Genomic DNA, 22,230 nt, shown 5'->3' with positions numbered 1-22,230 from the left:
TTTGTGCTTTATGTTTAGCAATTAAACTCCCATTCAACTTCAATGATAAAATTATCTTTTAAGTATACTTTTTAACCCATAATACCAACTAAGTGCAGCGACTGTGCCATGAGTTTCATCTTCAAAGTAACGTTGATTTATATTTAAATTATCGCTCGAGTGCGCTTTTAGTTTTTCAACAAATGCTAAGCCCCATTGATAATTTGTTTTACCAATCTCACCAAACGCTTCGCCGTTATTTGCAAAGGTAAAATACACATTACCGTTAAGCTGCTTGTTTACAAATTGCTTCTTATCAAAATATCGATTGAGGTAGTTATTATCCCAAAGGTAAGTTGCATCAATTATTAAGTAGTCTGTAAATAGCGCATGATTGGTAAGCAATACATAGTTTGCAAACAAGCCACCAAAAGACTCGCCAATTAATACGCGTTTAGTTGATGTTCGGTAATTTTTATTAATGAGTGGAATAAGTTCTTTTTCGAAAAAGACGCTGTAGTTTGCGGCGTTACCAATATTTTCAAACCTTTCTAGGAGTTTACCGTTAAATGTCCAATCGACATTGGTTGGGGTAAAGTCACGCTCTCTTATCCCATTTTTACTATTTGGAATGGCTACTATAATTGCTTGTTGTATTTGCTGCTCTAGCCGTTCTGTACTAAGTGCCTCTACTAGCCCAGCGACAGCTTTTAGCTGTGTTTGGTCACCATCGAGCAAATAAATAACTGGATATTCTTTATCAGGGTTTTCATTATAGCTTGGCGGTAAATAAACGCTGAAGCTGCGTTGCTCATCTAAAATAACAGACTTAAGCTGATGCGCTTTTGCTAATATAATATCTTCTGACGCATACGAAACCGTAATAAAATACAGATTAACAAATACAATTAATAAAGCTTTCATAACCATCCTTGTAATAAGAGCGAAGTTAACTTTTAACAGTCTCTTCTATAGTTTGCATATTGACAACTTGGTTAACACTCCCTTGAATAACCACTGTGGCTGATATTTTATCTTGAATGGCTTGCCTGTTTGGATCCCAATACACTTGTAAAAAGCCTAATAAACCAGTGGCAAAACCGGCACCGTAACCGCCGTATCGGCCAAAACAATCAAGTAAACCCAGTGATTCACCACTTAATGCAACCACTCTGGTGTTACAAAGCTTTTTACCAGGGGTTTGACCGCGCCATAATAAAGAAAACAGTGTGAAGTACACAGCCGCCCAGCCAAAACCCAAACCTAAATCTTGAATAATACCTTTACCCCACTGCAAAATACTGTGTGTGGTTGTTTGTGCGGGTTTATCTTCTATTAACTGCGCAAGCTTTAATCCGTTATTTTCACCAAGCACTAATAATTTTAAAAATGCTTTTGCAAGTTGTGGGTTTTGTAGGTCGTCCATTTCGGCTAATTTGGGTACTTGCCCTATCAAATTATCAAGTGTATTTTGTTGACAAGATTGCTCACAGCTTTCGTCGTCTGTTTGCACTAAGTAGGCATTTACCTGCTTTTTTTCTGTGGAAGTAAGCTGAATGTCATCCTGTATTTTTAAGCCTTGAACAGTTAAGCCTTGAGCAGAGTCATCGCCTTCTAAGTAATCTATGCCAATTGAAAGCACAGCAAGAGCGCTTACAAATAAAATACTTGCTGCTACTATTTTTAATATTCTTCGCCACACACCCGACATTTTAGGAAGGTATTGCTGCGCCGTTCCTTTGTAAAAAGCCATCGCAGCAACGAATGCAATAATAGTCGCACTGAGCTTTGCAGCTAAGAATATTAATGCAACATCTATAATCATTGCTAATGCGCGCCGAGTCGGCGAAGCCAAAGGCAAGCCAAGTAAAGCATTATCAACCTTAAAGGCATACGGCGTGATCACTTCTCGGGTTTCGGCTTTAGATAACGCTAATTGTTCTAATTCTTGTGCTTTCATTATTATACTTGTTATTAAAATAGGTAACGCGGTTAAATTACGCGCTTTTTAATTTTTGCTCAAGCGAACTCATCTCTATTTAAAATAAAAACACCTCAAAACCAAAAATTATTAGATACAAAAGTTACAACCATTTACAAATATAAAGTTAACATTATTTACAATGCAACCACAAAACATATATTATCGATGAAACTACTTTTTCTTTAAAAATTAAATATATGGAGTATATTTTGAAGTTATTAACTAACATGTTTTTCTTGTTTTCGGTACTTGTTTTAAGTGGCTGTGCCCACCAGATAAGTTTAAATCCAGACACTGAAAAACTTCAGCTTTCAGAAAATAAATCAATATCCGTTGTAGGTTATTATATTTCTGAAGATGATATTAAAAAACAAGTAAAAACACCTGGCGGTGGTGGCGATAATGTTAGTTACAAACCTTATAAAGACACAGAAGCTGCATTATATACTGTACTTTCTAATAAATTTGAAAACGTTTATAAGCTTGAATCATTAACTGATAATACATTTTTACAAGACAATAAAATTGAATATGTATTTATACCTACAATAACAACTGAATCTAGTTCAGATAGTTTATTTACATGGCCACCTACAGAGTTTACTTTCACGTTAAACTGTAAAACTTTAAATAACAATGGCGATATAGCATGGAATACTGAAGTTAAAGGTTTTGGCAAAGCTGAATTTGATGAGTTTAAAAACGACTTTTCTTTATCAGCAAAGCGTGCAACAGAAGAAGCATTTAACAAACTAGTTGTAGAGTTAGAGCAGTCAAAACTATGAGTAAGGAAAGAATTAAAATGAAGTATAGAAGTTCAATAGGATTAATCGGGGTTTTATTCTTAAGTGCATGTACAATTCAAGTGCCTCCTTATAGTGCAGACATTGGTAACGTTTCAAAATTAAAGCAAGAAACGGTTTCCCCTCTATCTGTTGGCACAATTAAATCTGAAAAGAAACTAAATAAAATTTCACTTAGAGGCTCACCTCTTATTTCATCTGTAGGCAACAGTTATGGTAAATATATTGAAAATGCTTTGTTGCAAGAGCTTAAGTTAGCCAAGCTTTGGTCTGGTGTTGCTAAAAAGCAAGTAACTGGCAAAGTAATTGACCAAGATATTGATGTTACGGGTTTCTCCGAGGGAAGTTCATTTATAAAAGTAAATTTTATCGTTTCAGAAGAGAATATTATCTTATTCGAAAAAGAAATCATGGCCGAACACACTTTTGACTCTTCATTTATGGGAGCGATCGCTATCCCTAATGGTCAAAAAAGCTACGTAGAGTTAGTTCAAAAATTACTAACAAACCTATATGCAGATGAAGAGTTTATTGCCTCAATAAAATAACTCTATTACATCGATTTCAAATAAAAAAGAGTCATACTTCGTATGGCTCTTTTTATTTAAACTTACCCTAAAACCACTTAATTTTAAGCTTTGTCGAGTGAACTTTACTTGCTTGTGATCTAAATAAATTGCATTTAATGTCAACATAACTAATTTCGCTAGGTTCTAGAAAGCTGTCTGTACTTTTGCTTACACAGTTACCAATAAACTTACCACTTTCGTCAAATGTAGAAGCAATAACGGTTCCCGTATAAATGCTCTCGTTAGTAATATTTTTTAATTCAGCCGCGATTCTTACTTGACCATTTTCTTTATATATTTCAGAAAGAGTTAGTTTATAATCATTATTAATTTCATCACTTGTTTCTAATGCTTTATTAGAAACCATTGTTTTAAATCCACTGTCAACATCAGCGGCTATTGTAAGGGCGAATACACTAATGCCACCAAGCATTGCTATTATAAACCCAACTCCCCAAAAAAAGCCTTTTATGCTCTCATAAAAATTATTACTGTTCATTTAATTCCCTTTCGTTTTTACCATTGTATTTTAGTAACAAGATAGCCAAAGTAACTTTTTTCGCCGACTAAGTTCACTTTTGTATTTTTAAGTTTTAAAAGCTTATGCTTATCTAAATACCACCTGATGGTGTGCTGTTTGTTTGTAGATGTATCTTCAAAGAGTAAACGAACGCAATTCGGCTCATAATCGCTATAACAAGCTTCAGACTCAACTAAGATATATTCTTCAGACCAATAATCGCCTAAATGATAATGCGCCCATAGTTGAATCGGCGCGCAAATGACAGCCCAAAGATATGCATACAGCAAAATAGGCATCATAATGATACTTAAATATTTAAGGATAACCCCTTCTTGATCAAAGTGAGTATTAAACTCTTCTTTTGCATTTGGCGTTTTTATTAAATGAAATAGAAAGGCACACACTAAAGAAATAGTAATAAAGCCTAAAACCCAAAAACTTAAAAAGTCATAAAAACGGTTAGGGATAAAGGAGGGGTCGATTGAAGTGTACCACTCATAAAGACCAACAGGGCCGAGCATCATAACAATAAATGCTATGATAACGAGAATCACAGGCTTTTTTGTCATATAAATTAATATCCTTATATTTTATGACGTCTTTAACTTGGTCAGTATTTTAATCAAGGATTGCCTTATCCCAGTATTAAAATAATTATGTGAACAATTATTACATCAAAACGTATTATTGTTAATAATGGTTTTAAGGAATTACTCATGACCGCCAAACAACTCTCATCACTTTTTGTTTTTAACTTACTGTTTGCCACTACCGAGGCAAATGCCAATGCTCGCTGGTATGTGGTTAATGATTCGGTGATGGGTGGCATTTCTAATAGTCAGGTTTTACAAAATGACGGCAATTTAGTGTTTACAGGCAACGTATCGCTTGCAAACAATGGAGGGTTTGCTTCTATCCGTACGCTATTAGATGTAAAAAACCAAAACATTACTAAAATAGTGCTGCGTGTTAAGGGCGATGGTCAAACCTACCAATTACGTTTAAGAACTAATGAGTACATGGATGGGGCGGCTTATACACATTCGTTCAGTACCACGAAAAGTGAGTGGCTTAATATTGAGTTTTTACCTGAAGATTTTCAGCTTACTTTTCGCGGCCGTTTACTTGAACAACAGCCTACAATTAGCTTCAAAGAGATAAAGCAGCTTGGCTTTATGATTGCAGGTAAACAGGCGGGGGAATTTAGGTTTGAGGTAGAAAAAATTGAGTTTAAAAACTAACTTCTCTGCGTACATTACAAGGTTAAACAGTGAAGTCGTCGCCTCGCCTTTTCATTTCGTTGATTACTAGCTCAATAATTTGTTGTTTTATTGCTGCCTGCTGAGACTTTACCTCACTAAGTTGCAGCTCCAATCTATTTATCTCTTCTTGTTGTTGCTCGGTTTTATACTTTTTAGCTCCCATATGCTCAGCATCCATAGTCAACTGATAGACCTCTTCAGCTGGCCCATATTGGCTATTATCAATGGTTAAACTCCGTTGTACCGTACTCTGCTTAAGCTTATTTACTTGCTCTTGTAATGCAACTACTTGCTGGGTGAAATATTTATATGCCTTTTCTAAATTTTGATATTGCTCAGCAAATGTTGCGTTATCTTCGCTGTATTTTTGAACCTTCGCATCTAAAAACTCTGATAAAACATAGTCAGGTTGTTCTTGTGATTCATCATCTTTAGGTTGCGGCTCTGTTTCTACTAAAGCCTGATTGTTATAATTAGATGCTTGATATTGAATTGAGGCGGTTGAAATCTTCATTATTTTATCCCTAAAATAAACTTGTCACTATTTTAGGTATCGACTGATATTTTAAATTCTTGAGTAGGATTGGCTAATGAGAGCAAATAAAAAGCCCTACTTGATTAAGGTAAGGCTTAAAGTGTTTTTTTTCTTTAAAATTACGACTCAATAGCCAGTAATTCCACTTCAAAAATAAGCAATGATGCAGGAGGAATACTCCCTACTCGCTTTTCACCATAGGCGAGCTGATGCGGTATATAAAACTGAAATTTATCGCCCGGGCTCATCAGTTGTAGGCCTTCTGTCCAACCTTTTATAACTTGGTGCAAACCAAAGCTAATCGGAGTTTTGCGCTCCACTGAGCTGTCAAATACAGTGCCGTCGATTAAAGTGCCATGATAATGCACTTTAACCATACTCGTTGGGCTAGGTGTATTTTCGCTCTGTCCTTTATGGATTATTTTATATTGCAAGCCAGATGCGGTTTCATGTACGCCTTCAGTTTTTACATTGGCAATTAAATAATCACTTTCAATCTGTGCGTTTGCGATTGCTTGCTGCTTGGCTTTTTTACTGTTTTTAAAAATTAAAACGCAAAAAATAGCGATAACAATCAGTAAAATTATATTGATCATAACTCCCCTTTTTCATCTTCTGAGTCGTGGTCTTTTTCGTCGCTGTTATCACCATTAACAATATCGGCAATGTCTTTTAATCGCGCTAATGCGATGCCATTAACCGAATCTTCTGGGTAGTGTTCATCAACCATATCACCCGCTTCGATATCCATTAATAAGTTTAGTGCTTGATCAACGGTTTCCACAGCATAAATATTAAACTTACCTAACTCAACGGCATTGAGTATTTCGTCATCAAGCACCAAATTAACTTGATTCGATTTAGGAATAATAACCCCTTGCTCACCCGTTAAGCCGCGCATTTTACATAGCTTAAAGAAGCCTTCTATTTTCTCGTTTACACCACCAATGGCCTGCACATCACCATGTTGGTTAATTGAACCGGTTAGAGCAATAGACTGACTGATAGGTAAGCTCGTAATGGCCGAAATTAGCGCACAAAGTTCAGCAAGAGAGGCGCTATCACCATCTATGTAGCCATAACTTTGTTCAATAGCGATATTCGCACTGAGTGTTAAACTAAAGTGTTGCGCGTATTTGTTACCTAAATAACCGGTAAGCAGCATTACCCCTTTTGAGTGAATTGCTTTACCCAACTCAGCTTCGCGTTCCACATCAATTACGCCATCGGCGCCAGCATAAACGGTAGCAGTAATACGTGCAGGTGTGCCAAATGAGGTGTCTCCAATGTGCAGTACAGTCAAACCATTTACTTTACCTACGGCTTGGCCTTCAGTAGCTATTAAAGTATGCCCTTCCTTTATATCGCTGAGCATGTTTTCGCTAATTTGCCCCGTACGGTACTGCTTGCCTTGTATGGCTTCGTCAATATGGCGTGCATCAATCACCGTTAGCTTGTCTTGCTTAGCGTAAAAACTGGCCTCAGCCACAAGCTCTAACACATCAGCAAAACGTGCTGATAACTTATTATGGTGCTCTGCTTGGCGATAACTAAATTTAAGTAATCGCACCATTGCGGCTTCGTTTAACGTGCACTTTAATGTTTGCTCGCAGTAATCACTGACTTTAGTAATAAACTGATACTGCAGCTTATCGCTACTTGGTAAGTAATAATCAAAATCGGCAAGTACTCTAAATAACTCAGCAAATTCCTCGTCGTATTCACCGATGGTGTAATAAAGCTCACGTGAGCCGAGTAAAATAATTTTCACATCAAGCGGTATTAACTGCGGTCGAAGCGTAAAGCTACTACCAACGACACTGTCTTGATAAGGTAAGTCATTTTTAATTTGATGGGTTTTTAGCGACAGCTTTAGCCCATCCCACACTTGGGGTTGAGCCATTACTTTTTCAGCATCCATAATTAAATAGCCGCCATTCGCGCGGTGCAATGCACCTGGCTGAATTGAGCGATAGCTGGTAATTAACGACCCTTGCGATGTGGCGTATTCAATTTTGCCAAAAATATTACCAAAAGTTGGGTTTGGCTCGTAAACAACCGGTGCTGCATCGCCTTCTTTGTATTCAACTAAAATATTAGGTGCAAAAAAGTCGGTAAGCATACCTTTACGGTCAAAGTCTTCTTTGTTTTCTTCGCTTTCACCTTCATCATCAAGCCATTCAAGCACGGCATCAATAATTTCTACGCGTATATCTTTTAAATAACGCAGTACACCAATATGGCTGGCATATTTATGTTCTAAATCTTTTAATAATGGTTTAGTGGCTTGCTCAGCAGTAGATTTTTTAAGGTTGCGGAGCTTTTCTTTAGATTCACGTTTCCAGCGCGGTAACTCAATAAGCGCTTCAATGAGGGCATCTTCTAATTTTTCTATACGCTCAAAAAACATTTCGCGTAAATCATCTTCCAAATCAGAAAATTCATTATCGGTAAGTTGCTTGCCATCAATCAGCGGTGCAAAGCCAACTACGCCTTTTTCTTCGATTAATGCCACACTTTGCTCAAGCGCGGCTATTTCTACCGCGGTAATTGCACCGTCGTAAGCATCGTTAAACTCACGGTCTATCGATTTTTTCTTGCGCTGATAAGCTGGGTTATCAAATGCAGCAGGAAAGGTGTCGAGTACTTCATCAATAAATGAGTCAATGTCATCGGCTAATTGTTTGCTTTGCCCTGCATGCATAAATAACGCAATAGGCTCACGGTGATCGTCGTAGTTATTAACATACAGCCATTCATGCGGTGTTGTACGCTCTTTAGCGTGTTGTTTTAGTTTGTCTTTTACTAAGGTAAAACGCCCGTGTGCCGCCTCTCCCATTACGTAAACATTATAACCGGGTAGGTCCATTCCTAAAGAGAAGTCCAATGCACTTTGCGCACGTTGTTGGCCTATAAAGGTAAGTTGCTCAGGGTATGGATTGCTCATGCAAGTGTTTACATGGCTCGAAGAAATACTCGGTGCAAGATTTGATACGGGTAGTGGCAGCAGTTTTTTCGTCATTCTAACTTCTTTTTTTACCAGCTTAATTGCTAGATTTGGGCATATTGAGTGGCCTACAGCCACTCAATACTTATATTTAGGGTTGTAAAGCCTGGCGGCTAAAATAGATGCCATCACACTGCGTGCAAGGAATAATTTGCGTTGCATGGTAAACATCATAACTATGGTTGCAATTCTTACATACTAATGTGCCCATGGCTATCCATTCACCTGCGTGATAAACACCATTATGCTTAAAATCTTCACTTAATGACTGCCATTCAAGCTGTGTTTTGTCTTCAATATGAGAAAGCTCAAACCACAATGACTCTTTAAGCTCCTGCCATGCAAGCGAATTATAGTAGCTATTATTTTCTTGTAGGTGAGAAATGTCACGCATTAAGTAATTACGATAAAGCTGGTATTTTTCTTCACCTAAATCTTTAAGTGCCTGCTCAGATTCAATAAATCGCTTTACTGCGGCTTTAACTTCATGCTCTTTCACATCTTTTAACCAATCGGTTAAATCACTAAGCCATGTTCTGTAATCTGCCATTTTATACTCCTTCAAAACGTCTACTGATTTACTCTATATCATAGATAAGTATAGGTTAACCTGTACTGAAAACTAATTTACTCGCAAATTTACAAAAAGCGCCGCTTTGGCGCTGTGAATAGCGCTTTATTTGGGGTATCCTATCGACAATTTTTTATTAGTATGCAAGAAGTTTGGAAACGTAAATGCAAGAGCAATATAACCCACAAGACATAGAGTCAAAAGTCCAACGCTACTGGGAAGAAAACCAAGTATTTAAAGCCACAGAAGATGAGAGCAAAGAAAAGTACTATTGCCTCTCAATGTTTCCTTACCCAAGTGGTCGACTGCATATGGGTCATGTGCGTAACTATACCATTGGTGACGTGGTTTCTCGCTTCCAACGCTTGCAAGGCAAAAACGTAATGCAACCTATGGGTTGGGATGCGTTTGGTTTACCTGCAGAAAACGCGGCTATTAAAAATAAAACAGCCCCTGCAAAGTGGACTTACGAAAATATTGACTACATGCGTAACCAACTTAAACAATTAGGTTTTGGCTACGATTGGGATCGCGAAATTGCAACCTGCCACCCAGAATATTACAAATGGGAACAATGGTTTTTCACTAAGCTTTACGAAAAAGGCCTAGTGTACAAAAAAATGTCAACGGTTAACTGGGATCCGGTCGATCAAACTGTACTAGCTAACGAGCAAGTAATTGACGGCCGCGGTTGGCGCTCAGGTGCGGTAGTGGAACAAAAAGAAATTCCACAGTGGTTTATTAAAATTACCGACTACGCACAAGAGCTATTAGACGATTTAGACAAATTAGAAGACTGGCCTGAACAAGTTAAAACCATGCAGCGCAACTGGATTGGTCGTTCTGAAGGCTTAGACATAGAATTTACGCGTACCGATAACAACGAAAAATTTAGCGTATACACAACACGCCCTGATACATTTATGGGCGTAACGTACCTAGCTGTTGCCGGTGGCCACCCTATTGCACAAGAAGCGGCTAAAAATAGCGACGCGATTGCAATGTTTGTTGAAGAATGCAAAAACACCAAAGTTGCTGAAGCAGACATGGCAACCATGGAGAAAAAAGGTATTGCAACAGGCTTTTACGCCACTCACCCATTAACGGGCGAGCAACTACCAATTTGGGTTGCTAACTTTGTATTAATGCATTACGGCTCAGGTGCGGTAATGGCAGTACCTGCGCACGACCAACGTGACTTTGAATTTGCAACAGCTTACGGCCTAGATATTAAACAAGTTATTGCGCCAGTTGAAGGCTCTGAGCTTGAAGTAAACCTAGCCCAAGAAGCATTCACCGAAAAAGGGGTATTAGTAAACTCAGGTGAATTTGATGGCCTTGATTTTGAAAACGCCTTTAACAATGTTGCCGACAAACTAGAAGCATTAGGTGTAGGTGAGCGTAAAGTAAACTTCCGTCTTCGCGATTGGGGTGTTAGCCGTCAGCGTTATTGGGGTTCGCCAATTCCAATGCTGAGTGATGAAAACGGCAACGAACTTGCTGCCACTGAAGATATGCTACCGGTGCGTTTACCAGAAGATGTGGTAATGAATGGCGTTACCTCACCAATTAAAGCCGATCCAGAATGGGCTAAAGCGACTGTAAACGGTGTACCCGCTACTCATGAAACTGATACTTTTGATACCTTTATGGAGTCATCATGGTATTACGCTCGCTACTGTAGCCCGCGCCATGACGAGGGTATGTTAGACCCAGCAGCCGCTAACTACTGGTTACCAGTAAACCAATACATTGGTGGTATTGAGCACGCAATTTTACATTTATTATACTCGCGCTTTTTCCACAAATTATTACGTGACTTTGGTTTAGTTAATTCAGACGAGCCATTCGACCGCTTACTTTGTCAAGGTATGGTACTTGCCGAAACATTTTATCGTAAAGATGAAAAAGGCGGCGATGTATGGATTTCGCCAAGTGATGTAAATACCGAAACCGACGATAAAGGCCGTGTAACCAAGGCATGGCACAAAGAAGATGGTGAACCTGTATTCTCATCTGGCATGAGTAAAATGTCTAAGTCTAAAAACAACGGTATTGACCCACAAGAAGTAATTGCCCAATACGGTGCAGATACCGTGCGTTTATTCATGATGTTTACTGCGCCACCGGAGCAAACACTTGAATGGTCAGACTCAGGGGTTGAAGGCGCACACCGCTTCTTAAAGCGTGTATGGAAATACGCGGTAGATGTTAAAACGGTTGGCTTCCAAGCACTTGATAAATCGTCGCTTACTAACCCACAAAAAGTACTTCGCCGTGAGCTACATAAAGCCATTGCAAAAGTGAGCGATGATGTTGAACGTCGTCAAACATTCAACACTGCGATTGCCGCAATCATGGAGCTGTCTAATAAGTTATTAAAAGCGCCATTAAACGACACTCAAGATGTTGCCATTGCTAACGAGGCATTAGAAGCATTACTTATTATGCTAGCACCAATAACACCGCATTTATCGCATCAGTTATGGCAAGAGCTAGGTAAAGAAGGTGATATTTTAGATGCAGCATGGCCAAAAGTTGACGAATCTGCCCTAGTTGAAGATGAAAAACTAATCATCGTACAAGTAAACGGTAAATTACGTGCAAAACTAACGGTTGCAGCTGATGCAACGCAAGAGCAAGTAGAAGCACTCGCGTTTGCAGAATCTAACGTCACTAAATTTACTGATGGTGCAACAATCCGCAAAGTAATTTATGTACCAGGTAAATTGCTTAACGTGGTAGCTAACTAATATGGCTACTTTAAATGCCATTAAAAACGGACTAGCCTTAGTGCTAGTCTGTTTTTTGTTATCGAGCTGTGGCTTTCACCTTAAAAAAGCATCAAGCCTACCTAATGATTTAAAACAGCTAACCTTGGTGGGTGATGATCAAAAATCAGCGTTGTTTAGCTATTTGCAAACAGAACTGGCTATGAGCGATGTCACTTTAGTCCCTGCGAGTAAACAGTCTGCGCAACTTTATTTATTTAAAGAGCAGCTAGAGCGCCAAACCTTGTCGTTGTTTCAAAACGGACAAGTAGCTGAGTATGAACTGGCATACAGTGTGAGTTATGTTGTAAAACGCCCAAAACAAGAAGCCATTGAAAAACGTTTTGAGCTTTACCGTAATTACCAAGATGATCCTGACAACGCACTAGCTAAAGCAAAAGAGCTTGAACTGCTGATCAGCGAAATTCGCCAGCAAGCGAGTCGTCGAATTGTTAGAGAGTTGTCGCAACTATAATGCGTTGTTATGCAAATCAGCTGCCTAGCGAATTAAAAAAGGGGTTAAAACCTTTTTATTTGGTTTTTGGTGAAGAGCCTTTTCAAGAAGCTCAATGTGTACAGCTCATACGCGATAGCGCAAAAGCGCAAGGTTTTGATGAAGTAATTAAATTCACTTTAGCCCAAGGCTTTGATTGGCAGGAAATCATAGCGCAATATCAAAGTATGTCGTTATTTAGTGCGCGTACAATTATTGAGCTTGACTTAAACCAGCAAAAACCTGGTACACCCGGTGCTAACACCTTTAAAAAGGTTGTTGAACTTGAAAATCCTGACACCATTTTAATTGTTAAAGGCGCCAAAGCAAGCCAAGATGTGCAACGCGGTGCGTGGTTTAAAGCACTCGATAAGCAAGGGTTATTTGTACCCTGCTACCCGCTTAGTGGTAATCACTTAAAACGTTGGCTTGATGAACAATGCCAACGCTTGTCACTTAATTTACAAAACGAGGCTAAGCTCAGTTTAATTAATGCCACTGAAGGCAATTTACTGGCTTGTTTCCAAGAGCTTGAAAAGCTGTCACTAATACATGGTGACGCTCTCATTACCCAACAACTGGTAATGCAAGGGCTACTAAACCAATCTAAATTCGATATTTTTGATTTAAGTGATGCCCTGTTAAACGGCCATACTACACAAGCAATAAAAGTATTAAATAAGCTTGCCAGTGATAACACTGAAGTAGTGAGTATTTTATGGGCCATCAATAAAGATTTAAATACCTTAATCAGTGTACAACAAGGGTTATTGCAAGGTGAGTCATTAGCGACCCTGTTTAAACAAAAAGCGATTTGGAAAAATCAGCAAGCGCCGGTACAAACAGCCATAAACAGACTAAATATTCACACCCTTGAAAGTATTAGCAGTGAACTGGCATTATTTGATGCAAGCTACAAACAAGGTGTATTAATTGCCCCCTATCAAGCATTAGCACATATTTGTATTAAATTTTGCCAACCACTCGATATTCCACTGCCGTGTCATACTAACCGTCAGTAAAGGAAAAATACCATGATTGCAATTTTTGGTGGCACTTTTGACCCTGTTCATTTTGGGCACCTTAATATGGCGCAGCAATGCGTTGCGACCTTTAAATTACACTCACTCTATTTTATGCCCTGTGCAATACCCGCACACAAAGCGGCACCGGGGATCAGCACCGAACATCGTATTGCAATGCTTAAAACCGCAATTAAACCATATTCGCAGTTTAAGCTTGATTTACGGGAGCTAAAACGTAGCGGCCCGTCGTATTCTTTATTAAGCTTGCAAGAACTAAGAGCAGAAAATCCCGATACCCCTATTTTATTTTTAATTGGTATGGACTCATTCAACAACCTTGATAAATGGTATCAGTGGCAAACAATAACGAGTCTATGCCATATAGTGGTGTATCAACGCCCAGGTCAAAACTGTGATGTACAAGGTGAACTTAAAAACTACAAACAGCAGGCTATGAGCAACGATATTTCACTACTGAACGAAAAAAATGGCGGACACCTTTACTTTTTAGAAGGTAAGCAACTGGATGCCGCATCCAGTAATATCCGTCAAGCTCTTAAAAAAAGTATTAAAAAGAGTGAACTATTACCCGACACCGTGAGTCACTATATTCAGCAGCACCAGCTTTATCAAGAGTGATTGGTATAAACCCTTCAGCGTGTTAAAATAACCGCTATTAAATTTTAAATTGAGACAAAACCTTGGATTCGAAACAACTACTCGCTTTTGCACTAGACAAAATTGACGATATGAAAGCACGTGATGTGATTCAACTTGACGTAACTGGCACTTCAGACGTAACCGATTACATGATTGTATGTTCAGGCACATCAAGACGTCATGTATTGTCAATTGCTGATAACTTAGCAAAAGAAGCTCGTCACGCTGGTGAAGAGCCATTAGGCTACGAAGGCCAAAGCGATGGCGAATGGGCATTAGTTGATTTAGGTGATGTGATTGTTCACGTTATGCAAGATCAAGCACGTAGCTATTACGATCTAGAAAAGCTTTGGGGCTAATAGCTCCCTATTTTAGACAACGCTTGGAAGTAACGTCGTGAAAATACAAATGATTGCTGTTGGTACAAAAATGCCAGCATGGGTAGAAACAGGTTTTGCAGAATATCAGCGCCGCTTTCCCAAAGATATGGCACTGGAACTAATCGAAATACCTGCAGGTAAACGTGGCAAAAACGCAGATATAAAGCGTATTTTACACATTGAAGGTGAAAAAACCTTAGCCGCCATACCTAAAGGCAATCGTATTGTCACACTAGAAGTAACCGGTAAAGCACTGGATACTCACCAGCTAGCGAAAAACATGGAAAAGTGGCAACTTGATGGTCGCGATGTCAGTTTACTGATTGGCGGACCAGAAGGCTTAGCTCCCGAGTGTATTGCGGCCTCTGAGCAAAAATGGTCGTTATCAAATTTAACGCTCCCACACCCTTTGGTACGCATTATTGTTGCTGAAAGTCTTTACAGAGGCTGGAGCTTAAATAACAACCACCCTTATCATCGCGAGTAGTTTCTTGCCATGCTAAAACGAAGACCCACTATTCGCGACCACTCAGCAGAAGCTAATTTATTTGCTCGGCGTGCATTTGTGGGTTTTATTTTTATCTTAGCCTTAGTAGCCATATTATTGTCTAACTTGTACACCATTCAAGTTGACGACCACCAAGATTACCAAACTCGCTCTAATGACAACCGCATAAAAGTAATCCCTATTGCACCTAATCGCGGACTTATCTACGACCGCAACGGTGTTTTACTGGCCGAAAATAAGCCCGTTTATAACCTTGAAGTGATCCCCGAAGAAGTTGATGATTTAACCGCCTCTTTGAAGTCTATCAGCAAAATCATTGAAATAACCGAGCAACAACAAGCTGATTTTCTTGATGATATAAAACATACTCGACGTTTTAAAAGCCAAGTCCTCAAAGCCCGTTTAAATGAAAACGAAGTAGCGATGTTTTCAGTAAACCAGCATAAATTTCCAGGGTTTAGCATTGAAGCGCGCCTAGCAAGATATTATCCCTTTGGCGATACTTTAACCCATGCATTAGGCTATGTTGCAAAGCTCAATAGAAAAGAATTAAATAAGCTTGAACAACAAGATGAAGCCACAAACTACCGAGCCACGCATGATATTGGTAAACTGGGTATCGAAAAGTATTACGAGCCATTACTACATGGACAAGTCGGCTCACAGCGGGTTGAAGTAAACAACCGTGGCCGTATTATTCGCACCTTAAACATGGATCCACCGCAGCCGGGTGACGACTTAGTACTTACTCTCGACATTGGTTTACAACAAATAGCCCAACATGCACTTAAAGATATGCGCGGCGCTATTGTGGTAATGGATGCAAAAGATGGCGGTGTTCTAGCGCTTTATTCAAACCCAAGTTATGACCCCAATTTATTTGTGCACGGTATTAGCAGTAAAGACTACAAAGCCCTACTTAATCCAGATCGCCCACTTATAAACCGTACCACTCAAGGACGCTATGCACCCGCATCGACTATTAAGCCGCACATGGCTATTTTGGCATTAGAAGAAAACATAGTGCAAGAAACCACCACCATGTGGGATCCAGGTTTTTTTCAAATACCAAACGTAGAGCATAGATGGCGAGATTGGCGACGTTGGGGCCATGGCCATGTAGATGTTTACAAAGCAATAGAAGAGTCATGCGATACCTACTTTTACGATGCAGCGTATCGCATGGGGATCACCAAAATAAGTAATTTTATGGCCCGTTTTGGTTTTGGTGAGTTATCCGGTATTGATATTCATGAAGAAACAACCGCTATTTTACCCTCAAAAGAGTGGAAAGAAGATCGTTTTAAAGAGTCGTGGTGGCGTGGCGATACTATTTCTGTAGGAATTGGCCAAGGTTATTGGACTGCCACCCCCATTCAAATAGCGAATGCCACTAATATTTTAGTTAACAGAGGGATAAATCACCCTCCTCATTTAGTGCAAGTTGCTAAAAAAGAAGATCAAATTACTCAGCTCAATAATGAGGAAAAGCCACCTGTTGTTCTTAATAACGAGGATAACTGGCGCATCGCGATTGATGCTATGCATAACACCGTTAAAAAAACCACCGGAACTGCCCATCGTGCGTTTAAAGGCGCTACCTACGATCCAGCAGGTAAAACCGGTACAGCCCAAGTAGTCAGTATTGCTCAAGGCGAGCGTTACGACGCCGATGCACTTAAAGAGCGCCAACGTGATAACGCCATTTACGTCGGTTTTGCCCCCTACAACAACCCACAAATAGTGGTCTCTATTGTGGTAGAAAATACCGGAGGCGGAAGCTCAGTAGGTGCGCCGATTGCCCGTCAATTAATGGATTATTATTTTGCAGCTAACCCAATTCAATCCTCAGGGAGTAAAGTACCATGACGGCTTTACATAATAAGCGTTCTATTTGGCTACGCCTGCATATCGATTTGCCACTTTTAATTGCTTTATTACTGATGATGGCTGGCAGCATCACTATCGTTTATAGTGCCTCAGGCCAAGACTCGGCTATGATGATCCGCCATGTAACCCGCATGGCAGGTGCAATTATTGGAATGTTTGTTTTAGCGCAAATCCCCCCCGCTACGTTAAAACGCTTAGTCATTCCCATGTATTGCCTAGGGCTACTCATGCTAGTTGGAGTACTACTATTTGGTGTAAGCTCTAAAGGCGCTCAACGCTGGTTAGATTTAGGTATTACCCGCTTTCAACCCTCAGAGCTGATGAAATTAGCGGTTCCTATGATGGTGGCTTGGTACATTGGTCGTAACCACTTACCACCGCGTCCACTTCATTTAATTATTGGCTTTGCCATTGTAATGTTGCCCACCTTACTTATTAAGGAACAGCCCGATTTAGGCACCTCAATTTTGATTGCCAGTTCGGGGGTGTTTGTATTGTTTTTATCTGGCTTGAGTTGGCGTTTAATTGGCTTTTTAAGCTCAGTTGTTGCTTTGGCAGCGTGGCCATTTTGGCACTATGGTATGCACGATTATCAAAAGCAAAGAGTACTGACCTTTTTAGATCCTGAGAGCGATCCGCTTGGTTCTGGCTATCATATTATTCAATCAAAAATTGCTATTGGCTCAGGCGGTATCGAAGGCAAAGGCTGGTTGCAAGGCACACAATCACAACTGGAATTTTTACCTGAACGACATACCGATTTTATTTTTTCTGTACTGAGTGAAGAGTTTGGTTTATTTGGTGTGTGTATTTTACTTAGCCTGTACTTATTCATCATTGGCCGTGGATTATTTATTGCAGTTAATGCACAAGAAGCTTTTGGCAAGTTACTCGCAGGCTCTCTGACACTCACATTTTTCGTTTATATTTTTGTAAACATTGGTATGGTCTCGGGTTTATTACCTGTTGTAGGTGTTCCCTTACCATTAATTAGTTATGGCGGCACCTCAATGGTGACCTTGATGGCTGCATTTGGCATTATTATGTCGATTGCCACAGATAAAAGGATGCTCTTAAAATAATGCGCCTTTATAAACAACTTATAATTATTGCACTCGTTAGCCTCTTTTTAAGTGCATGTAGCAGTTCAAATAGCCGTTACAGCATGCGCCATGATGCAGCGCCTCTTCGAGCACCAACTGAATTAGAAATGCAAGATGCTATTGTCACTAAAGTTATAAAAAGCGCGAGCACCACACGCCCTTACGAAGTGTTGGGCAAACGTTATACCCCTATGCTCGATGAAACAGGTTATTCAGAAACGGGCATTGCCTCATGGTATGGCCGAAAATTTCATGGTTATCACACCTCTAACGGCGAAATTTACGATATGTTCGCTATGACGGCAGCTCACAAAACCTTGCCCTTACCGAGTTTTGTGCGCGTAACAAATACAGCCAATGGCCAATCTGTTATAGTACGGGTTAACGATCGCGGGCCTTTTCATGACGATAGAATCATTGATCTTTCTTATGCTGCAGCCTATAAACTTGGCTACCATAAATACGGTACAGCACAGGTTAAGCTTGAAGCGATTACCCTTGCAGATACCCATGCACGAAAAACCTATGTTCAAGTAGCTGCAGGTAGTACGTTAGCCAACATAGAAGCATTGGCACACACACTACGAGAGCAATATAAATTACCAACAAATATCGTCGAAAAAGACGGTATTTATAGATTGCACTTAGGGCCGATAAAAGATGCCCAACACGCGCAACAAGTACTAGAAACATTAAAACAAAATCAATTTCAAAACGCGTTCTTGCTTTACACTCAGTAAGCCCTTTAGAATAGGGAGAATGCATATTTTTAACTTTAACCATTAATGAGTATGATGAAATCTATTAAACATAAAATTCTTACTGGTGTTTGCGGCTTAGTCTGTTCTGCCGCCGTCTTTTCAGCCACCGCACAAATTATTCCAGCCCCTCCTCAAGTTAATGCTAAAGGTTACTTTTTGGTGGACTTCACCACAGGTAAAGTGATTGCAGAAGGTGAAGCTGATACAAAACTTGCTCCTGCTAGCTTAACTAAAATGATGACTAGTTATGTAATTGGTACAGAAATAAATGCGGGTAATATCGCACCCACCGATATGGTAACTATCAGTGAAAGAGCGTGGGCAAAAAACTTTCCTGAATCATCTAAAATGTTCATTGAAGTGGGTAAGCAAGTAAGTGTAGATGAACTTAATCACGGTATTATTGTGCAATCAGGTAATGATGCCTGTGTTGCCATGGCTGAGCATATTGCAGGCAGCGAAAGTGCCTTTGCAGATTTAATGAATGCCCATGCTGAAAAGATAGGCATGACAAATACTCACTTTATTAATAGTCACGGTCTTGATACAGACGAGCACTACACAACGCCACGCGATATGGCCACACTTGGCGCAGCCTTGATCAGAGATGTGCCGGACGAATATGCACTATATAAAGAAAAGTCATTTACATACAATGGTATAAAGCAATATAACCGTAACTCGTTGTTATGGGATGAAAGCTTAGATGTTGATGGTATTAAAACAGGCCATACATCTGATGCGGGTTACAGCTTAGTCACCTCGGCAACGAAAAACGACATGCGTTTAATTGCGGTAGTTATGGGTACTTCAAGTGAGCGTGCGCGTAAAGTTGAAAGTAAAAAACTGATTAACTACGGTTTCCGCTTTTTTGAAACAATTACGCCTTACAAAGCTGGCGATAGTTTTGCAGAGCAACGCATCTGGATGGGTAACAAAGAGAATGTCTCTTTAGGTATTTTAGAAGACACCCCTATTACAATCCCTCGTGGCCAACATAAAAACCTGAAAGCAAACTTTGAGCTTGACGATACGCTTGAAGCACCTTTAGCTAAAGGCACTAAAGTAGGCACGCTGTTTTTACAACTTGAAGGCGAAGATATTGCACAATATCCGCTAGTTACACTTGAAGAAATACAAGAAGGTAGCTTCTTCAGCAAAATATATGACTACTTACGCTTACAAATAATGTAAGCACGAGTAAAGTAATATGAACGCCTCTTCTGTGAGGCGTTTTTTTTTGCTTGAAAAGTGCTAGAATGCGCCCCATATATACCAATCGTATTGAATGACTATCGTTGGCTTAGGTCAAAAGTAACATCATTTCAAGATTGTCATTAGCCTGTCAGTTTTAAGCTTAACGTATAAGTTGAGCCAACACTTTTGTTTGAGGAGTTCCCGTCGTGGTTGAACCTGTTAAAAACACTAAATTTGATGAGTACCTAGAGTACCCTTGCCCGTTTACATTTAAAATTATGGGTTTAGCAAACGTAAACTTAACTGATCAAATTTTAGAAAAGTTACAACCTATCGCTCCGGGTGATTATGCGCCAAAAGTAAAACCGAGCAGTAAAGGTAACTATGAGTCAGTCACTTTAGTAGCCACAGTAACAAGCGGCAAACACATTGAAGAAATTTACAACGTGATCAGCAATATCGATGACGTGCGCCATATGCTTTAAGCTATAGTTGAGATTTGTTGTGAGCGAAAACACCCTAATCGTACGCCAACTGGGTCGTCAGCGTTACATGCCGATTTGGCAAAAAATGCAAGACTTTACCGACACCCGTGATGAAAATACGCCAGATGAAATTTGGTTAGTAGAGCATGAAAGTGTATTTACCCAAGGCCAAGCCGGTAAAGATGAGCACTTACTCGCCCCAGGTGACATTGAAGTGATTAAAGTTGACCGCGGTGGACAGGTGACTTACCACGGCCCTGGTCAGCAAATGATGTATGTATTATTTAATTTACGTCGTTTAAAAATTGGGGTGCGAGAGCTAGTTACTTGGCTTGAAGAGTGCATCATTGAGTCCCTTTCAGAGTTCGCCATAGATGCATACGCGAAAGCGGATGCCCCTGGTGTTTACGTTAACGACAGTAAAATTGCATCTTTAGGTTTACGAGTTCGTCGTGGCTGCTCATTTCATGGCTTGGCATTAAATGTTAATATGGATCTAAGTCCATTTTTACGCATTAACCCATGTGGTTATGCGGGCATGAATATGGTGCAAACTAAAGAACTAAATGGCCCTCAAAACCTTGAAGCTGCAGGTGAAGGGCTGGTAAAACACATGATCAAGAAGCTTAATGCAACACAGGTTAAGCATACTGAAGGGTTTGAAAACGAATGAATAAACCAGTCAAAATGGAACCAGGTGTAAAACTACGCGACGCAGAAAAAATGGCGTTGATCCCCGTTAAAGTTTTACCAACAGAAAAAACCGAAATGCTCCGTAAGCCAGAGTGGCTTAAAATTCGCTTACCCAAGTCAACCGAGCGAATTGACGGCATAAAACAAGCAATGCGTAAGCATGGCCTTCACTCTGTATGTGAAGAAGCTTCGTGTCCTAACTTATCAGAGTGTTTTAACCACGGTACAGCGACCTTTATGATTTTAGGGGCTATTTGTACACGTCGTTGTCCATTCTGTGACGTTGCACATGGTCGCCCATTAAAACCTGATGCCGCTGAGCCTGAAAAGCTGGCACTGACCATTAAAGACATGAAGTTAAGCTATGTGGTTATTACTTCTGTAGACCGTGATGATTTACGTGACGGTGGTGCTCAGCACTTTGCTGATTGTATCCGCGAAATTCGTAAGCATAATCCAGAAATTACCATTGAGATTTTAGTGCCCGATTTTCGTGGCCGTATGGACAGAGCGTTAGAAATTTTAATTGAAACGCCGCCAGATGTATTTAATCACAACCTAGAAACGGCGCCACGTTTATACAAACTTGCGCGCCCAGGTGCTGACTATAAATGGTCTCTTGAATTATTACGTCGCTTTAAAGAAGCCCATCCTGAGGTTAAAACAAAATCAGGCTTAATGGTTGGCCTTGGTGAAGAAATTAGCGAAATCGAGGAAGTACTTCGCGATTTACGTGCTCATAACGTTGATATGCTTACTGTAGGGCAATACCTACAACCGTCTAAGCATCACTTACCCGTTAAGCGTTACGTGCCACCAGCTGAATTTGACGCATTAAAAGAATATGCTGATGAAATTGGCTTTACACACGCCGCTTCAGGCCCGTTTGTACGTTCAAGCTATCATGCAGATCAACAAGCAGCGGGTAAAGAAGTAAAGTAATCTCTCGCAATGTATAAAAAACCGCCATTAGGCGGTTTTTTGTTTTTTAATAGTTATTTTTACTGTTTATAAAATAACGTTAGGTTAAA

24 protein-coding genes are annotated in these 22,230 nt (G+C 39.8%); 16 read left to right on the top strand and 8 right to left on the bottom strand.

Going from position 1 to position 22,230, the window contains the following annotated elements; genetic code table 11:
* Positions 1-51: 51 nt before the first annotated feature.
* Together CWB78_RS01490 and CWB78_RS01485 are read right to left on the bottom strand one after the other, a co-directional pair.
* Positions 52-903 (bottom strand): alpha/beta hydrolase, encoded by an 852-nt coding sequence (locus CWB78_RS01490; RefSeq protein WP_138593990.1) that lies wholly within the window; start codon positions 901-903, stop codon positions 52-54.
* Positions 904-928: 25 nt separating this feature from the next.
* Entirely contained in the window at positions 929-1,939 is a 1,011-nt protein-coding gene (locus CWB78_RS01485; RefSeq protein ID WP_138593989.1) for an RDD family protein, read from the bottom strand.
* 233 nt (positions 1,940-2,172) lie between these two features.
* Between CWB78_RS01485 and CWB78_RS01480 the strand changes: the two genes are divergently transcribed.
* Complete coding sequence (locus CWB78_RS01480; protein ID WP_054202464.1) at positions 2,173-2,748, top strand: hypothetical protein; 576 nt, start codon at positions 2,173-2,175, stop codon at positions 2,746-2,748.
* 17 nt (positions 2,749-2,765) lie between these two features.
* The gene (locus tag CWB78_RS01475) at positions 2,766-3,314 is read left to right on the top strand and encodes a hypothetical protein (protein WP_054202463.1); all 549 of its coding nucleotides are present in this window, start codon (positions 2,766-2,768) and stop codon (positions 3,312-3,314) included.
* Positions 3,315-3,381: 67 nt separating this feature from the next.
* Here CWB78_RS01475 and CWB78_RS01470 read toward each other — a convergent pair whose 3' ends face one another.
* Positions 3,382-3,834: an ATPase gene (locus CWB78_RS01470; protein WP_138593988.1), complete on the bottom strand. Its 453-nt coding sequence runs from the start codon at positions 3,832-3,834 to the stop codon at positions 3,382-3,384.
* A 17-nt stretch (positions 3,835-3,851) separates the two neighbouring features.
* Positions 3,852-4,427: a hypothetical protein gene (locus CWB78_RS01465; protein ID WP_138593987.1), complete on the bottom strand. Its 576-nt coding sequence runs from the start codon at positions 4,425-4,427 to the stop codon at positions 3,852-3,854.
* 147 nt (positions 4,428-4,574) lie between these two features.
* Here CWB78_RS01465 and CWB78_RS01460 point away from each other — a divergent pair, with 147 nt between their 5' ends.
* Positions 4,575-5,099, top strand: a complete 525-nt coding sequence (locus CWB78_RS01460) for a CIA30 family protein (RefSeq protein ID WP_054202460.1) — start codon at positions 4,575-4,577, stop codon at positions 5,097-5,099.
* A 22-nt stretch (positions 5,100-5,121) separates the two neighbouring features.
* On the opposite strand, the gene CWB78_RS01455 is transcribed toward CWB78_RS01460, so the two are convergent.
* From CWB78_RS01455 to CWB78_RS01440, 4 genes are all read right to left on the bottom strand, one after another.
* Complete coding sequence (locus CWB78_RS01455; RefSeq protein ID WP_054202459.1) at positions 5,122-5,634, bottom strand: hypothetical protein; 513 nt, start codon at positions 5,632-5,634, stop codon at positions 5,122-5,124.
* Between the two features lie 140 nt (positions 5,635-5,774).
* The gene (gene bamJ / locus CWB78_RS01450) at positions 5,775-6,251 is read right to left on the bottom strand and encodes a BamJ family beta-barrel-assembly machinery protein (RefSeq protein ID WP_010388321.1); all 477 of its coding nucleotides are present in this window, start codon (positions 6,249-6,251) and stop codon (positions 5,775-5,777) included.
* Positions 6,248-8,677 (bottom strand): Lon protease family protein, encoded by a 2,430-nt coding sequence (locus CWB78_RS01445; protein ID WP_055012811.1) that lies wholly within the window; start codon positions 8,675-8,677, stop codon positions 6,248-6,250. Before CWB78_RS01445 ends, bamJ begins: the two co-directional genes overlap by 4 nt.
* Positions 8,678-8,753: 76 nt before the next feature.
* Entirely contained in the window at positions 8,754-9,212 is a 459-nt protein-coding gene (locus tag CWB78_RS01440; RefSeq protein ID WP_010388317.1) for a zinc ribbon-containing protein, read from the bottom strand.
* 185 nt (positions 9,213-9,397) lie between these two features.
* Between CWB78_RS01440 and leuS the strand changes: the two genes are divergently transcribed.
* The 13 genes from leuS (at position 9,398) to lipA (ending at position 22,141) form a co-directional block, all read left to right on the top strand.
* Positions 9,398-11,986, top strand: a complete 2,589-nt coding sequence (gene leuS, locus CWB78_RS01435; RefSeq protein WP_138593986.1) for a leucine--tRNA ligase — start codon at positions 9,398-9,400, stop codon at positions 11,984-11,986.
* A 1-nt stretch (position 11,987) separates the two neighbouring features.
* The gene (locus CWB78_RS01430) at positions 11,988-12,479 is read left to right on the top strand and encodes an LPS-assembly lipoprotein LptE (protein WP_010388311.1); all 492 of its coding nucleotides are present in this window, start codon (positions 11,988-11,990) and stop codon (positions 12,477-12,479) included.
* A complete protein-coding gene (holA, locus tag CWB78_RS01425; protein WP_109874369.1) occupies positions 12,479-13,519 on the top strand; it encodes a DNA polymerase III subunit delta in 1,041 nt (346 codons plus the stop codon). The genes CWB78_RS01430 and holA overlap by 1 nt, the downstream gene beginning before the upstream one ends.
* Positions 13,520-13,531: 12 nt before the next feature.
* Positions 13,532-14,161, top strand: a complete 630-nt coding sequence (gene nadD / locus CWB78_RS01420) for a nicotinate-nucleotide adenylyltransferase (protein WP_010388305.1) — start codon at positions 13,532-13,534, stop codon at positions 14,159-14,161.
* A gap of 62 nt (positions 14,162-14,223) precedes the next feature.
* Entirely contained in the window at positions 14,224-14,541 is a 318-nt protein-coding gene (gene rsfS / locus CWB78_RS01415) for a ribosome silencing factor (protein WP_010388304.1), read from the top strand.
* A gap of 37 nt (positions 14,542-14,578) precedes the next feature.
* Positions 14,579-15,049, top strand: coding sequence for a 23S rRNA (pseudouridine(1915)-N(3))-methyltransferase RlmH (gene rlmH, locus CWB78_RS01410; RefSeq protein WP_002958522.1), 471 nt, complete (start codon positions 14,579-14,581; stop codon positions 15,047-15,049).
* Positions 15,050-15,058: 9 nt separating this feature from the next.
* Complete coding sequence (gene mrdA, locus CWB78_RS01405) at positions 15,059-16,939, top strand: penicillin-binding protein 2 (protein ID WP_010388286.1); 1,881 nt, start codon at positions 15,059-15,061, stop codon at positions 16,937-16,939.
* On the top strand, positions 16,936-18,042 hold the full coding sequence (gene rodA / locus CWB78_RS01400; RefSeq protein WP_010388283.1) for a rod shape-determining protein RodA: 1,107 nt from the start codon (positions 16,936-16,938) through the stop codon (positions 18,040-18,042). Before mrdA ends, rodA begins: the two co-directional genes overlap by 4 nt.
* On the top strand, positions 18,042-18,803 hold the full coding sequence (locus tag CWB78_RS01395) for a septal ring lytic transglycosylase RlpA family protein (RefSeq protein ID WP_054202452.1): 762 nt from the start codon (positions 18,042-18,044) through the stop codon (positions 18,801-18,803). Before rodA ends, CWB78_RS01395 begins: the two co-directional genes overlap by 1 nt.
* A gap of 54 nt (positions 18,804-18,857) precedes the next feature.
* Positions 18,858-20,018 carry a serine hydrolase gene (locus CWB78_RS01390; RefSeq protein WP_138593985.1) on the top strand — a complete coding sequence of 387 codons (1,161 nt, stop codon included), beginning with the start codon at positions 18,858-18,860 and terminating at the stop codon, positions 20,016-20,018.
* A gap of 209 nt (positions 20,019-20,227) precedes the next feature.
* Positions 20,228-20,506, top strand: coding sequence for a DUF493 family protein YbeD (gene ybeD / locus CWB78_RS01385; RefSeq protein ID WP_008109437.1), 279 nt, complete (start codon positions 20,228-20,230; stop codon positions 20,504-20,506).
* A 19-nt stretch (positions 20,507-20,525) separates the two neighbouring features.
* Positions 20,526-21,179 (top strand): lipoyl(octanoyl) transferase LipB, encoded by a 654-nt coding sequence (gene lipB, locus CWB78_RS01380; protein WP_010388277.1) that lies wholly within the window; start codon positions 20,526-20,528, stop codon positions 21,177-21,179.
* Positions 21,176-22,141, top strand: a complete 966-nt coding sequence (gene lipA / locus CWB78_RS01375) for a lipoyl synthase (RefSeq protein ID WP_008109434.1) — start codon at positions 21,176-21,178, stop codon at positions 22,139-22,141. Before lipB ends, lipA begins: the two co-directional genes overlap by 4 nt.
* Positions 22,142-22,230 lie beyond the last annotated feature (89 nt).

The organism is Pseudoalteromonas sp. S1612 (assembly GCF_005887175.1).
Lineage (GTDB): Bacteria > Pseudomonadota > Gammaproteobacteria > Enterobacterales > Alteromonadaceae > Pseudoalteromonas > Pseudoalteromonas undina.
The sequence above is the reverse complement of the archived record's forward strand: the minus strand, read 5'-3'. Positions and strand labels throughout refer to the sequence as shown.